Annotated in this window: 10 protein-coding genes; 3 read left to right on the forward strand and 7 right to left on the reverse strand. The window is 67.1% G+C overall.

The window, feature by feature from the left end; translation table 11 throughout:
* The 3 genes from dnaE to NFW05_RS14240 all read right to left on the reverse strand — a co-directional run.
* Positions 1-2,095 (reverse strand): DNA polymerase III subunit alpha (gene dnaE, locus NFW05_RS14230; protein WP_295308191.1); only part of this gene is annotated, 2,095 nt, incomplete at its 3' end.
* A 140-nt stretch (positions 2,096-2,235) separates the two neighbouring features.
* Positions 2,236-2,814, reverse strand: coding sequence for a Uma2 family endonuclease (locus NFW05_RS14235; protein WP_295308194.1), 579 nt, complete (start codon positions 2,812-2,814; stop codon positions 2,236-2,238).
* Between the two features lie 127 nt (positions 2,815-2,941).
* Positions 2,942-4,054 carry an acetylhydrolase gene (locus NFW05_RS14240; RefSeq protein WP_295308197.1) on the reverse strand — a complete coding sequence of 371 codons (1,113 nt, stop codon included), beginning with the start codon at positions 4,052-4,054 and terminating at the stop codon, positions 2,942-2,944.
* 428 nt (positions 4,055-4,482) lie between these two features.
* Here NFW05_RS14240 and fbaA point away from each other — a divergent pair, with 428 nt between their 5' ends.
* Both fbaA and NFW05_RS14250 read left to right on the forward strand, forming a co-directional pair.
* Positions 4,483-5,556: a class II fructose-bisphosphate aldolase gene (gene fbaA / locus NFW05_RS14245; protein ID WP_295308200.1), complete on the forward strand. Its 1,074-nt coding sequence runs from the start codon at positions 4,483-4,485 to the stop codon at positions 5,554-5,556.
* Positions 5,557-5,587: 31 nt separating this feature from the next.
* On the forward strand, positions 5,588-7,297 hold the full coding sequence (locus NFW05_RS14250; RefSeq protein ID WP_295308203.1) for a diphosphate--fructose-6-phosphate 1-phosphotransferase: 1,710 nt from the start codon (positions 5,588-5,590) through the stop codon (positions 7,295-7,297).
* Positions 7,298-7,420: 123 nt separating this feature from the next.
* Here NFW05_RS14250 and NFW05_RS14255 read toward each other — a convergent pair whose 3' ends face one another.
* Positions 7,421-10,519 (reverse strand): ankyrin repeat domain-containing protein, encoded by a 3,099-nt coding sequence (locus NFW05_RS14255; RefSeq protein ID WP_295308205.1) that lies wholly within the window; start codon positions 10,517-10,519, stop codon positions 7,421-7,423.
* Between the two features lie 285 nt (positions 10,520-10,804).
* Here NFW05_RS14255 and NFW05_RS14260 point away from each other — a divergent pair, with 285 nt between their 5' ends.
* Positions 10,805-11,959, forward strand: a complete 1,155-nt coding sequence (locus NFW05_RS14260; protein ID WP_295308208.1) for a PQQ-binding-like beta-propeller repeat protein — start codon at positions 10,805-10,807, stop codon at positions 11,957-11,959.
* A 135-nt stretch (positions 11,960-12,094) separates the two neighbouring features.
* Here the strand turns inward: NFW05_RS14260 and NFW05_RS14265 are convergent, their stop codons facing one another.
* The 3 genes from NFW05_RS14265 to NFW05_RS14275 form a co-directional block, all read right to left on the reverse strand.
* Complete coding sequence (locus NFW05_RS14265) at positions 12,095-12,448, reverse strand: hypothetical protein (protein ID WP_295308211.1); 354 nt, start codon at positions 12,446-12,448, stop codon at positions 12,095-12,097.
* 51 nt (positions 12,449-12,499) lie between these two features.
* Positions 12,500-13,150, reverse strand: coding sequence for a nucleotidyltransferase domain-containing protein (locus NFW05_RS14270; protein ID WP_295308214.1), 651 nt, complete (start codon positions 13,148-13,150; stop codon positions 12,500-12,502).
* Positions 13,151-13,444: 294 nt separating this feature from the next.
* The coding region (locus NFW05_RS14275; RefSeq protein WP_295308217.1) for a ribonuclease E/G at positions 13,445-14,047 on the reverse strand (603 nt) is incomplete at its 5' end.

The following is a 14,047-nucleotide window of genomic DNA, read 5'->3' on the forward strand; positions in this document are numbered from 1 at the left end:
CACCGAGCGTGTAGCCGCCGATGATCTGCGCGATCTGCATCACCTGTTCCTGATAGACGATCACCCCGTAGGTCGGCTCGAGGCAGGACTTGAGGTCGTCGATGAAGTAGTCGATCCGCTGCTGCCCCTTCTTGCGCAGGATGAAGTCGTCGACCATTCCCGAGCCGAGAGGCCCCGGCCGGTAGAGCGCGAGGACGGCGATGATGTCCTCGAAGCGGTCGGGGGCGAGCTTCCTGACCAGCTTCTTCATGCCTTCCGATTCGACCTGGAAGATCGCCGTCGTGTTGCCGTCCTTGAGGATCTGGTAGGCCCGCGGATCGTCGAAGCCGTGGGTGTTCAGGTCGGGACGCTCGCCGGTCAGCTGCTCGACGTAATCGAGCGCCAGCTCGATGATCGTCAGGTTGCGCAGCCCGAGGAAGTCGAACTTGACCAGTCCGACCTTCTCGACGTCGTCCTTGTCGTACTGCGAGACGACCGATCCCCCGCCGTCGGCCGAATAGACCGGGCAGAAGTCGGTCAGCTTGCCGGGGGCGATCAGCACGCCGCCGGCGTGCATGCCGACGTTGCGCGTCAGATCCTCGAGCCGGGCGGCGAGGTCGAAAAGATCGCGGACCTCCTCCTCTTCGTCGATGCGCTGCTTCAGCTGCGGCTCGGCCTCGATCGCCCTGGCCAGCGACAGCGGCCGGTTCGTCTCGACCGGAATCAGCTTCGACAGCTGGTCGCAGAAGTTGTAGGGCAGGTCGAGCACCCGGCCGACGTCGCGGATCACCGCCTTCGAGGACATCGTGCCGAAGGTGACGATCTGCGACACCGCCGCGGCGCCGTACTTCTCGCGGACATACTCGATCACCCGCCAGCGGTTGTCCTGGCAGAAGTCGATGTCGAAGTCGGGCATCGACACCCGCTCCGGGTTGAGGAAACGCTCGAAGAGCAGCGCATAGCGCAGGGGATCGAGATCGGTGATGCCGAGCGCGTAGGCGACCAGCGATCCGGCGCCCGAGCCGCGGCCGGGCCCGACCGGACAACCGTTGTGCCTGGCCCAGTTGATGAAGTCGGCGACGATCAGGAAGTAGCCCGGAAAGCCCATCTGGACGATCGTCTCGGTCTCGAGCTGCAGGCGCGCGTCGTACGCCGGCCGCTCGCGCGCGCGCACCGCCGGGTCGGGGAAGAGCCGCTGCAGGCGAAGTTCGAGGCCGGCGATCGCCTGCTCGCGCAGGTAGCCCTCGAGGCTGACGCCGGGCGGCGTCGGAAAGTCGGGCAGGTAACTCCGGCCGAGAGGGATCTCGAGGTTGCACCGGCGGGCGATCTCCCAAGAATTCTCGATCGCTTCGGGAAGGTCGGCGAACAGCTCGATCATCTCCGCGCCGGACTTGAAATACTGCTCCTCGGTGTACAGCCGCGGCCGGCGTGGATCACCGAGCATGTAGCCCTCGGCAATGCACACGCGCGCCTCGTGCGCCTTGAAGTCGTCGCGTTCGAGGAACTGGATCGGCTGCGTCGCGACGAGCGGCAGCTGCAGTTCGGCGGCGAGGTCGGCCGTCGCCGTGACCAGAGCCTCCTGCTGCGCCTGTCCGTAGCGCTGCACCTCGAGATAGAAGGCCCCGGGGAAAAGCGCCTCCCAGGACTCGGCGCGACGCGCGGCGAGTTCGCGGCTGCCCTGGAGCAGCGCGTCGCCGACGTCGCCAGCCGCCGCTCCCGAGAGCGCGATCAGTCCGTCGGCGCCGACCTCCTCGAGCATGCGCCGGGTGATCTCGGCCCGCCCGCGAACGCGCGGGGCCAGGTAAGCCCGCGAGAGCAGTTCGCAGAGCTGCAGATAACCCTGCCGCGAGCGGCAGAGCAGCAGCAGGCGCCAGGGGCGGTCGGGATCGGCCTCGTTGGCGACGAACACGTCGCACCCATGCAGCGGCTTGATCCCTTTGCCGCGCGCCGCCGAATGGAACTTGACCAGGCCAAAGACGTTGGCCAGGTCGGTCAGCGCCAGAGCCGGCATGCCGACGCGCAGCGCGCGCGCGATCCCGTCGTCGAGACGGACGATGCCGTCGGTGACCGAGTACTCGCTGTGCAGGCGCAGATGGATGAATCGCGGAGTCGCCATGCCGGCATTTTACTCCGACGGCCATCGGCCGACTCGTCGACGCCGGGGGGCTGGCACCGGTGGAGCCCTTGTCCGCCACACCCACGGGATCAACGGCCTGGCGATCCCTCACGCCGACCCTGCCAGGCGATTGGCCTGGCTCAGAGGTGGCGGGTCACCGACTCCCAGTGAATGACGACGCCGGGCAACGCCGCCACCTGTGTCTCGCCGAGCAGTTCCTGGACCACGGGCATGGCGAAGGCAGTCCCGTCGAGCCGATGGACGGTCAGCACGCGGTCGGCCGGATGCACGAGCCAGTACTCGCGCACCCGATGCCGTTCGTAGAGGGCGCGCTTGAGCACCTGATCGTGGCCAGCGGTGGCCGGCGAAAGCACCTCGACGATCCAGTCTGGCGCACCGCGAATGCCGCGCTCGTCGATCTTCGCCGGATCGCAAACGGCCAGGATGTCCGGCTGGACGACGGTGTCGACGTCTTCGTCAGCCTCGTCGGCCATCGGCAGGCGTACGTCCACGGGCGCGACGAACACGCGACACGGCGATCCATCGAGCGCCGCGGCCGCCTGACGGGCGATCGCCAGCAGCACTTCGTGGTGAGCGACACTTGGTGCGGGCGCCATCGCGTAGGCAAGCCCGCCGATCAGTTCGTAGCGCACCTCGTCCGGCCAGTGCAGGTAGTCGCCGTAAGTGTGCCGATCGTTGTCCCTGAGCGCCAGCGCCATGCCCTTCTCCGCGAACGGCGACGATTATCGGCAGGATCGGCGGGCTGCGGCAAGCCCCGCGGCGTTTCCGGGCTGGCGACCAGCGCTTCGCTCCCCCCAGCGGCAAGCCTTGGCCGGCCTTCAGAATTCACGAACCGCCGGCGACGAAGCGGGCGACGATCCCGTCGTACCGTTGCGGCCAGTCGCGCAGCGCGCGGTCGTCGCCCTCGTCGCCGGCGAAGACGCTGCGCAGGAAAGCGAGCGAGAGTTCGCGCGTCGCCGCCTTGACCTGCGCGTTGAGCGCGAGGCCACCGGTCGCGGCGCGATCGGTGAACATGCTGTGCGACCCGCCGGCGAACACCGCGAGCACCTTGCGGGCACCGGGCATCGCCTCGAAGACGCTGATCCGGTCCTCGACTCCCGAATAGTAGCCGGGAATCCGGATGTCGTCTTCGGTGGCCGTGACGTGCAAGGTCGGCACGCGGACGCCGGCGACGATCCTCTGCAGATCGCTCTCGCCGTAGAAGGGCGGCGCCGAGATCAGGATCGCCCCCGCGAGGCGTGGATCGGCGAGGTCGACGACTCGCCCGTCGCGCTCGACGCGTGCGCCGACGGCGAGCAGGATCGTGTTCGCCCCGTACGAGTGCCCGGCGCCGACGATCCGCGTCGCGTCGATCCGTGTTCCGAGTTCCGGGTCGGCGAGCAGGCGGTCGAGCGCGAAACGCAGGTCGCCGACGCGTGCGACGGCTTCCTCGTCGCTGGCTGCGGCGTGCAGGCGCGAGACGAGGCCAAAGACGTTGCCGGCCCACAGCGAGCGGTCGCTGCCGACGTGTTGCAGGTGCAGACTGGCGTAGCCCTGGCTCGCCCAGTAGGCACCCAGATAGCTGTAGCCTCGCCGCGAACCGCCCATCCCGTGCGAGAAGACGACCAGCGGCAGCGTCCGATCGCCATCGGCCGTGGGCGGCAGATAGAGGCGCACGGGGACGGGGCGCTGGCGCGCTTCGTCGAACCAGTCGAGATCGACGGTGCGCAGCTCGGCCGCTGCGCCTGAAGCCACCCCGGCAGCCTGTGGGCTGGCGACCGGGATTCCCGCCGGCGGCACCGCCGACTGTGGTGCATCGGCCGCCAGAGGCCAGGGCGCGAAGAGCAGCGCCAGCGCCGCGAAGACCGCCGCGACGCCCGAATGACCGGGTGGGCCCGACCAGCCGGCGCGACGGCGCTGCGGCGCGAGCACGAAGAGGATCAGTTGCAGCAGCTTCATCGCCGTCACTCACCAAGGTGAATCGCAGCGTCAACAGACCGCGCCAGACCGGCGAAGTTGCGCAAGCCATCGCGACACGCAGCCAGGGTCCGGTGGATCCGATCGCCGGCTGAGCAAACGACGCGCACGGCGCCGGTCAGGCCACGCGCCACCTGGCCGGACCTCGGGAACGCATCTCCTCGGCAGCCGTCAGGCGGCTCGCGAGGACTCCTGCGGGAGGCAGCCCTCGACGAACGGAAGCCATCCGGCGAGCGCCAATGCCGGCCGCCGAGAGTGTCCGGAACGGGCAACTGTCGACAGTCCGCGCGGCGATACAGGCGGCGCTTGACGGGGCGGGAAGCGCCGGAGATACTCTCGTCGAACCGGCCGTTCGTACGTCCGTTCTGTCTCCACACCCACCTCGATCAACGCATCAGGACCAGTCCATCATGAGCGCAAGTGAGATCCAACCTGGCGTCGCCACCGGCGACGAACTGCAGACCATCTTCAACCTGGCCAAGGAGAAGCGCTTCGCGCTGCCGGCGGTCAATGTCATCAACACCAGCACGGTGAATACCGTGATGGAGACCGCCGCCGAGCTGAAGTCGCCGGCGATCATCCAGTTCTCCAACGGCGGTGCGCAGTTCTTCGCCGGCAAGGCACTCGACAACACCGGCCAGCGTTCGTGCGTCGCCGGCGCCGTTTCCGGAGCGCACCACATCCATCAGCTCGCCGGCCTCTATGGAGCGACGATCATCCTGCACACCGACCATGCGGCGAAGAAGCTGCTGCCGTGGATCGACGGCCTGCTCGACGCCGGCGAGGCGTACTTCAAGGTGCACGGCAAGCCGCTGTACAGCTCGCACATGCTCGACCTCTCGGAAGAGCCGCTGCACGAGAACATCGAGATCTGCCAGCGTTATCTCGAGCGGATGAGCCGGATGGGCATGACCCTGGAGATCGAGCTCGGCGTCACCGGCGGCGAGGAAGACGGCGTCGACAACACCGGCGTCGACAGCTCGCGGCTGTATACCCAGCCCGAAGACGTCGCGCTGGCCTACGAAGCGCTGTCGCGGGTCAGCGAGCGGTTCACGATCGCCGCCTCGTTCGGCAACGTACACGGCGTGTACAAGCCGGGCAACGTCAAGCTGGAGCCGATCATCCTGAAGAACTCGCAGGACTACGTGCAGAAGAAGTTCGGCACGGCCGAGCGCCCGATCAACTTCGTCTTCCACGGCGGTTCGGGGTCGACGCTCGAGGAAATCCGCGAGGCGATCTCCTACGGGGTGGTCAAGATGAACATCGACACCGACCTGCAGTGGGCGTTCTGGGAAGGCGTAATGGGCTTCTACAAGAAGAACGAAGGCTACCTGCAGGGCCAGATCGGCAACCCCGAAGGCGACGACAAGCCGAACAAGAAGTACTACGACCCGCGCGCCTGGCTGCGCAAGGGTGAGGACGCGTTCCGCGCGCGGCTCAAGCAGGCCTTCGCCGACCTGAACAACGTCGGCACGCTGGCCTGACGGCACTGGCGATCGTGGAGGAGACCCCGAGATGAGCACCCTGACCGATCAGTTGAGGCAGACCGAGGCGCACCGGTCGATCTTCGAGTGCGCCGTTCGCCGGCTGCCGCTGCCCACCTGTGCGGCTTTCGGCTCTGCCGACAAGCCGCAGCCGGTGAGCTTCGTCGCGACGAGCCGCGTGCTGGCGAGCAACGACCCCGAAGGGGTGCGCGCGCAGTTCCCGCAGAGCGTCGCCGCTTCCGGCAACGCGGTCCTCGCCGCGGCCGGCAGCAACCTCCGGCAGGCGCAGGGCAAGCGCGTCGCCGTCCTGTTCTCGGGTGGTCCGGCGGCCGGCGGGCACAACGTCGTCTGCGGCCTGAAGCGTGTTCTCGGCAACGGCAACACGCTGTTCGGCGTCCGCGCCGGCCCGAAGGGGCTACTCAAGGGGACGCTCTTCGAGATCACCGACGCCAACGTCGATTTCATCCTCAACACCGGCGGCTTCGACTTCCTCGGCTCGGACCGGACGAAGATCAAGAGCGCCGAGCAGTTCGCTCAGGTTCGCGAAACCTGCGTCAGGTACCAGCTCGACGCGATCGTCGTCGTCGGCGGTGACGATTCGAATACCAACGCCGCGGTACTCGCCGAGACGCTGTTTGCCGGCGTCAAGGCCGACGGCTCGGGTGTGCAGGTGATCGGCGTACCGAAGACGATCGACGGCGACCTGCAGGTCGGCGACCTGCTGTCGATTTCCTTCGGCTTCGATACGGCGACGCGGATCTACAGCGAGATGGTCGGCAACATCCTGCAGGACACGAGTTCGTCGCTGAAGTACTGGCACTTCGTCAAGCTGATGGGCCGCTCGGCTTCGCACGTCGCACTCGAGGTCGCGCTGCAGACCAAACCGGCGATCGCGCTGATCTCCGAAGAGATTGCCGCGAAGCAGGAGTCGCTGGCGAGCATCGTCGATCGCGTCGCGCGGGTGATCGTCGACCGCTCGCACCGCGGGATGAACTACGGCGTGCTGCTCGCCCCCGAGGGACTGATCGAGTTCATCCCCGAAATGAACTCGCTGATCGCCGAACTCAACGACGTCCTCGCGCACCACGCCGAGGAGTTCGCTGCTCAACCCGAAGACGCCCGCGCCGGCTTCGTCGGCGGCAAGCTCAGCGCCGGAAACGCTGCGCTGCTCGCCTCGCTGCCGGCTTACATCGTGCGCATGCTGCTCGCCGAGCGCGATTCGCACGGCAACCTGCAGGTCTCGCTGATCCCCACCGAGCAGCTGCTGATCGACATGGCCCGGAAGCGGGTCGGCGAACTCGACCCGAACGTGCCGTTCGCCGCGCACAACCACTTCCTCGGCTACGAAGGCCGCTGCGGAGCGCCGACGCTGTTCGACGCCGCGTATACCTACAACCTCGGCCTGACCGCCGGGTCGCTGATCCTCGACGGCCGCACGGGGTACATGGCGACGGTCACCGGCCTCGGCAGCGGCGGCAAGCCCCAGGCGATCCCGCTCGCCGGCCTGATCAACATCGAGCGCCGCCACGGCAAGGACGAGTTCGTCATCGAGAAGGCGCTGGTGCGCATGGATTCGCCGGCGATGCAGTACTTCATCGCGCGCCGGGACGACTGGGCACGCGAAGACCTCTTCTCGTCGCCCGGGCCGCGTCAGTTCTGGGGGCCGACGGCCAACCAGCTGCCGCTCACCGTCGCGCTGAACTCCGGGGCCGCTTCGCTGATGTTCCGCATCGGCGACTGACGCCGAACGGGCTGCAAGCGGGCAGGCTCCCGGCAGGCGGCCGCCATCGGTCGCCTGCCGGACGATTGGACCGTTCCCGCTGTGACGGCGAGCCGCTTTGCCGCGATGGCCGGCGAAGCCGGCTCAGTCTGAACCGGAAGGCTTGTTCCTCGCTTCGAGTTCGCGTCTGATCCGCTCGATCTCCTGGCGGCGTGCTTCCGGCGTACCCCACGGCGCCGGTGCTCGCTCCTTCGGGGCCATCCCGGCGAGGCGCCGGGCCCGCGCATGGGCTTCTGCGAGCCGTTGCTCCTCGGCGGCGCGCAATTCGGCAGCCCGCCTCTCCTCTGCCGCGCGCTGTTCAGCTTGCCGTCTCTCCTCCTCGGCGGCCCGCGCGACGGCTCGCTCGGCGGCGATCGGCGTGCGCCGGGCCGGCAACGCGGCCTGCTGGAGAAGACTGTCGAGGCTCTCGCCGAGGTTGTCGCGCCAGTTCCATTGCTCGGAACGGGAGAACTCGCTGATCAGGGGAAGATTGAGCACCCGATACGCGGGCACCCAGCTCTCCTCGTCGCCGTCGCGGCGGCGAACCGCGAGCCGCGGATTGAGCTGATACCAGCCCTGCGTCACTCGCCTGAACAGCGCCCGGTTGTACGCGTAGTCGCGGTCGACCTCGTTGCGCGCGAGGACTCCCGACAGGTACTGCCGCCGCTTGCGCTCGGGCCGGACGACGTTGGCCGGCAGATGCTCCCAGGCTTCGAGGATCGCCTGCGTCTCGAAAGCGCCGTTCGCCCGCCGCTGCGAGTGCGTGAATCGTGACTTGAAGAGCACCCAGAGCGTCTGGAAGAGGATGTACTCGACGAGGTGGCGGTCGAGCCGGACCAGGCGTTCGCCGGTACTGACGTCGACCGCTGGCGGCGCGAGCTGCTCGTAGAGCGCAGCGAGCGGGCCGCGGGCGAATTTCTGATCGCGAAAACCCTCGCGCAAAGCCCAGTGCAAGGCGTTGTAGCCGTAATGGTCGATCGCGTCGCGGTCGGCCCCGCGTTCGAGCAGCGCCTCGACGAGCGGCACGTTGCCGGCAGCCGCCGCGGCGATCAGCGGCGTCAGGTTCATCGGCAGGCGATGGTCGATTCCGTGCCGCTCGCACTGCCTGAGGATGTCCTTGAAGTGCGTCGCGAAGTAGGGCAGGAAGGTCTTTCGCGCGTGCATGGCCCGGTGCTGGCGGAACTGCTGCGCCTGTTCAAACCTCACTTCCTGCACCAGCCAGTCGGCGAGCTGGGGTTCGTCGTGACAGGTCGCGTACTCGTACAGCTGCTGCTTCATCTTCACGCCCGGCGCCTGCTCGCGGAAGACCTTGACCAGCAGCTCGACGACCTTCGCTTCGTCGAACACCGGCCACGGGACGGGCACCAGCTTCAGGATCGTCCGGCGGATCGCCTCCGCCTGTTCCTGCTTGCCTTGCAGCTCGAGCTTGCGCGCCTCCTTCTGCCAGTCCTCGATCGACGACTGCCTGGCCTCGACGGTCATCTGGCCGACGGCCATGCCGAGCAGCGCATACAGCGGATGACCGGTATCCGATTCGACGACATAGACGTTGCGGATGGCCCGGGTCAGCGCGACGTAGAGCGCGTTGACGAAGAACTTGTACACCTCGAGCGACTTGTCGCCCTTGTCCCTGGCGCGCCGGTAGTCGAGCGAGTCGACCTCGAGGTCGGCAACGGCGACGCCCTCGACGATCTCGCCAAACTCGGCGCGATGATCGGAAACGAAACGATAGAGGATGATGTTCTCGTACTCGAGCCCCTTGGCCTCGTGAATCGAGAACAGCAGCGGCGTGCGGAAATGCCTGCGCGCTTCAGCCTTGTCCTCATCGCGCATGACCAGAACCGCAAAACCCGTCGACTGGCGGCTTTTCTGATCGAGTTCGCTCTTGCCCGAGTCGCGGTCGGGAACCAGCACGACCTGACCGGCATCCCCGCCAACCGCCTGAACGAGAAAGTTGCTCTCGCGGTCGATCGAGCCGAAGCGCCGCTGCTTGATCGTCAGCAGGCGGTTGGCCACTCGCGTTGCCTCGCGGCCGTTGCGGAAGTTGGCCGTCAGGATGCGCAATTGCTGCCGCTCGGCGAGCTTCGGATCGTTCCAGAACAGACCCTTGACCTGACTCCAGGAGAAGAAGTTCGGATGGACGATCTGGTTCGAATCGCCACAGAGCAGGAAGTGACCGGGTTTCCTGAGCGTCCTGAGGACCAGCGCGAGCTGCGCGGTGGTAATGTCCTGGACTTCGTCGATGACCACGAAGTCGTAGCGCGGGCCGGCCAGCGCCAGCCACTGGTGTGCGACCAGGTTGAGGTCATAGAGCTTCGCTTCGCCGAGCCACGCGCGGTATTTCTCGAAGAGGTCGTAGAGCCGGTCGCGGAGTTCGACCGGAAAGATCGACTGGCGAATGCCCAGCGCGCGGTAAGCCTCGCGCGAGAGTACGCCTCCGGCTCCGGCGGTGACCACGCCACGGATTTCCTCGAAAGCCTGATGCGCGTCGAATTCCCGGAAAGCCTGGCGCATGCGCGCGAACCAGGCGGCGAAGTCGCGCCAGTTCGCCTCGCGACCTGGCGGCACGCGGATCGCCTCGACGAACTCGCGATACGACAGGAAAAGCGCTTCCTGACCACCGTGCTCGAAGCCGTTGGCGTAGTAGAGGTCACGCGCCCCCTGCGCGAGGTACGCCGACTGGGTCACGTAGAGCACCTCGCCCTCGGCGTGCTTGAGCTTCTCGAGAGTCAGCGCCGTCTTGCCGCTGCCCGCGCTGCCGACGATGATCAGCGGTGCGGACTGCCGGTAGATCGCCTCCTGCGCGTCGTCGAACGAGATCGGCTTGTCGAGCAGGTGGATCGCCTTCCTCTCCGGGTGCAGGTAGCGCACTGGCTGGGCCTCGCTGATCGCCTCGCCGACTTCGGCATCGGCGATCCGTGCCTCGTCGATCGCCGCGCCGCGCAGGAAGCGCGACTTGTCGTAGTCGTGGTTGGCGATCACTTCGAGCATCAGCGCGCAGACCTCGTCGCCGTGCCGGATCAGCGAGAAGAGCAGGCGGTCCGCATCGTCGAGCCGGGCGCGGTAGAACCTGCCGTGACTCAGGTTCACGAGCTTCTTGACCTGCGCCGCACGGAAGTCGTCGCGCGCGATCGCCTCGACGACCTTGCGATAGCTTGCCGCCACGCGCGAGGTATCGAGCCCCGTGTATTCGAGAATCTTCACTGCAATTATTCCCCTCGCCAGAAACGGGATCGGCGGTGTCGCCCACCGCGAGCGGGTTTCATTGTAACCGGCACCGACACCGGCCACGAGCCTGCACCTCCCAGCCTGTCCGGTGATGCGGCGAGTGGGCCGCGTCGCGGTCGCAAGGGCAGGCGGCCGACGAGATCGGTGCCCCAAGCCTGGCAGAACCTGCGGATCACGCAGTCATTTGAGCTGGATCAACACCGCCAAGCAGCGACCGCGAAATCATCGCAGCCTGGCAACGACATCATCAAGGAGGATCACATGTTCGGGCCCGCCCGCGCCTTCGTCAGACCCCTGGCCGCAGCCTCGCTGCTGCTGGCCGGCGCAACTTTGCCCGCCTTCGCCGAGGAACCCGCCCGCCCGGCCCGACCGGCTGGCGTCGAGGTCAAGGTCACCGCCGAGATGACCGGTGCCGGAATCGTCTCCAGCGGCGCGAAGCTGCCGCCGATCCCGCGCGTGACCGGCAACCGGAAAAGCCCGGTGCCGTCGTGGGGCAAGCCGCTGCCCTACCCGGTGGTCATCGCCGACCGGCGCAACAACCGGCTGATCGAGATCGCTCCCGACAAGAGCATCGTCTGGGAATTCCCTTCGCCGAACCTCAAGGTCTATCGGGGCAACGAGGACGTGAACTTCTCCCCGGACGGCAAGCTGCTCGCGGTCAGCGAGGAAGACAACTACGACGTGCACCTCGTCGATTACGAGCAGAAGGCGCTGATCTGGACCTACGGCACACCCGACGTGCGTGGCAAGCAGCCGGGCTTCCTCAACTACCCCGACGATGCCCACCTGCTCGCCGATGGCAAGTTCATCACCGCCGACATCCGCAACTGCCGGATTCTTTTCGTCGACCCCAAGGACAACAGTATCGCGGCGCAGTGGGGAACGCCCGGCAAGTGCGCGCACAATCCGCCGCACGAACTCGGTCACCCGAACGGTGCGACGCCGCTCGACAACGGCGACATCCTGGTCACCGAGATTTCGGGTTCGTGGATCTCGCGGATCACCCGTGACGGCCAGGTCGTGTGGAGCGTCCAGGCGCCGAACATCCGCTACCCGTCCGACGCGTTCATGACCGTCGACGGCAAGCAGGTGATCGTCGCCGATTTCTGGAAACCCGGGCGGGTGGTGATCTTCGACCCGGCGACGCGGCGGATCAGCTGGGAATACTTCGCCAGGAGCGGCGACAAGATGCTCGACCACTGTTCGATCGCCCGCGAACTGCCGGACACCGGCGACATCTTCGTCGTCGACGACCTTCGCCACCGGGTGCTGGTCATCGACCGGCAGAGCAAGGAGATCATCTGGCAGTACGGGGTCACCGACCGCAAGGGACACCAGCCCGGCTACCTGTTCTATCCGGACGGTTTCGACATCGACGTCTTCCGCGACTGGAAGACGGCGCTCGGCAAGCGCTGACCCACCGGCCAGCTCCCCCGTGCCCGGCTACCGAAAAACGACGGGCGCGGGCAACGCCTCTGGCTCGGAGGGCCAGGGCAGCGCAACGGCGAGCAGCCGGCCGACCGCCTACAGGCCATCGGTTCGGGTTGCCCGTCAAAGCGTGCCTTCCGCCCACGCGGCGAAATCGTCCAGTTCCGCCAGCAGCCTCTGCGCCTCTTCGAGCGTGGTGCTCCGGGCACCATGGTTGACCTCGTCCTTGCGGCCGAGCAGCCTGCGGAAGACCTTCTCCTGCCTGTCGGGAAAACGGTTGCCCAGCACCTCGCGCAGCAGCCTCGGGGCGCTCTGGTGATCCTGCTTGTTGACAACCCCCTTCACTTTGGCGGTGATCGCGTCGCCATACGCGATCGCCGCCGTGACCATCAGCGTGACGGCGCTGTTGTAACTCTTGCTCTGGGCCAGCACAACGAGGCTGCGGGCAGACTCGTGGAACTCGCGAGCCTGCAGCAACCGCGCCGACGAGTGCCCCGCATGGACCGTCTTTCGTGGCCCCCGGGCCGGTCATGCCGCCACCCTGGCCAGTCGGCGCCGAGCCTGCTCGGGTGCCGGCCCCTTGAGGACGCGGCCGTCACGAACGACGTTGGCCCACCAGGGGTCGTCCACCGGCAACGCTGCGAATTCCTCGGCCGTGAGTGCGGTCAGCGAGATCCGGATATGCTGCGCGTCCTCGAGCGGCATCAGGTCCTCGCGAATCCGGTCGGCAGCCGCCTGCGATCGAAGGACGAGCGCGATGTCCAGGTCGCTCGCCGGCGAATCTTCGCCGCGTGCCACACTGCCGTAGAGCCAGGCCGCGCTCACCGCTGCGCCGTGGCCTTCGAGAACCTCGCGGATCGATTTCAGCAACTCATCCCATCGCCGCTGCTCATCGTGGAACAACGACGCCAGCGACGAAGCGAGCGGATGAGAGGCGTTCAGTTCGTAGAGCTGGGTCCGCCCCGAACCATGGGCCTTGACCAGCCGCTGGCGAACGAGCACGTCCAGCACCCCACGCGTACCCTGCGGCGTGAGCCCAGCCGCTGCGGCCAGTTGGGGGGCCGACTGCGGCGACCGGTCAGACGTCAGCGCGCGGAGGACGCGTACGTTGCCGGCGCTACCCAACGCTGCGGTGAGCGGATGACGGAGGTACCCCTGGGCCTGTGACGGGAACGCCATGGAAAAACCATAAGACTTTCCATAAGGAAAGTCAATTTTCTCCAAGGAGGCTTGTCTTTCTCCGGTAGGCCTCGGCGAGTACCGGCAGATTCGCCTGCTGCTCGCATCCTTCTCGTTCGGGCAGACCGCATCATCGTCCGACCTTCGCCGCGCCTGGCCAGTTCGTCGGCACGCCGGCTGGCGGCTTCGAGCTCGTGCTCAGGCTCGGCGCTGCGCACCGCGGTGGCCAGCAGGAGGCGGATGGCCCGCGCGGTGCACGGGCGCATGGGCGCGGCCGACAGCAGCTGCAGCTCCTCACATCAGCACGATGTCGTACTGCTCCTGCGAGTAGCTCGGCTCGGCCTGCAGCGAAATCGGCTTGCCGATGAAGTCGGAGAGCATCGCCAGGCCCTGCGACTCCTCGTCGAGGAAGCGATCGATCACCGCCTGACTGCCGAGAACGCGGTACTCCCGGGCATTGAACTGGCGTGCCTCGCGAAGCAGTTCGCGAAGGATTTCGTAGCACACCGTGCGCGCCGTCTTGACCTCGCCACGGCCGCCACAGGTCGGGCATTCCTCGCAGAGCACGTGGGCCAGCGATTCGCGCGTCCGCTTGCGGGTCATCTCGACGAGGCCGAGGGCGGTGAAGCCATTCACCGTCAGGCGCGTATGGTCACGCGCCAGCGCCTTGTTGAACTCGCTGAGCACCGCCGAGCGGTGTTCCTCGTTCTCCATGTCGATGAAATCGATGATGATGATCCCGCCGAGGTTGCGCAGGCGCAGCTGTCGGGCAATCGCCTGTGCGGCTTCGAGGTTGGTCTTGAAGATCGTGTCGTCGAAGTTGCGCACGCCGACGAAGCCGCCGGTATTGACGTCGATCGTCGTCATCGCCTCGGTCTGGTCGATGATCAGGTAGCC

Origin of the sequence: Accumulibacter sp. (assembly GCF_023806625.1) — a bacterium.
Taxonomy (GTDB): Bacteria; Pseudomonadota; Gammaproteobacteria; order Burkholderiales; family Rhodocyclaceae; genus Accumulibacter.

What these genes read in the sequence shown, in the direction of transcription:
- NFW05_RS14235 (WP_295308194.1), bottom strand. Translation starts at nt 2,814, where the DNA reads ATGGCGCTGGCGCTCAGGGACAACGATCGGCACACTTACGGCGACTAC.
- NFW05_RS14240 (WP_295308197.1), bottom strand. Translation starts at nt 4,054, where the DNA reads ATGAAGCTGCTGCAACTGATCCTCTTCGTGCTCGCGCCGCAGCGCCGT.
- fbaA (WP_295308200.1), top strand. Translation starts at nt 4,483, where the DNA reads ATGAGCGCAAGTGAGATCCAACCTGGCGTCGCCACCGGCGACGAACTG.
- NFW05_RS14250 (WP_295308203.1), top strand. Translation starts at nt 5,588, where the DNA reads ATGAGCACCCTGACCGATCAGTTGAGGCAGACCGAGGCGCACCGGTCG.
- NFW05_RS14260 (WP_295308208.1), top strand. Translation starts at nt 10,805, where the DNA reads ATGTTCGGGCCCGCCCGCGCCTTCGTCAGACCCCTGGCCGCAGCCTCG.
- NFW05_RS14270 (WP_295308214.1), bottom strand. Translation starts at nt 13,150, where the DNA reads ATGGCGTTCCCGTCACAGGCCCAGGGGTACCTCCGTCATCCGCTCACC.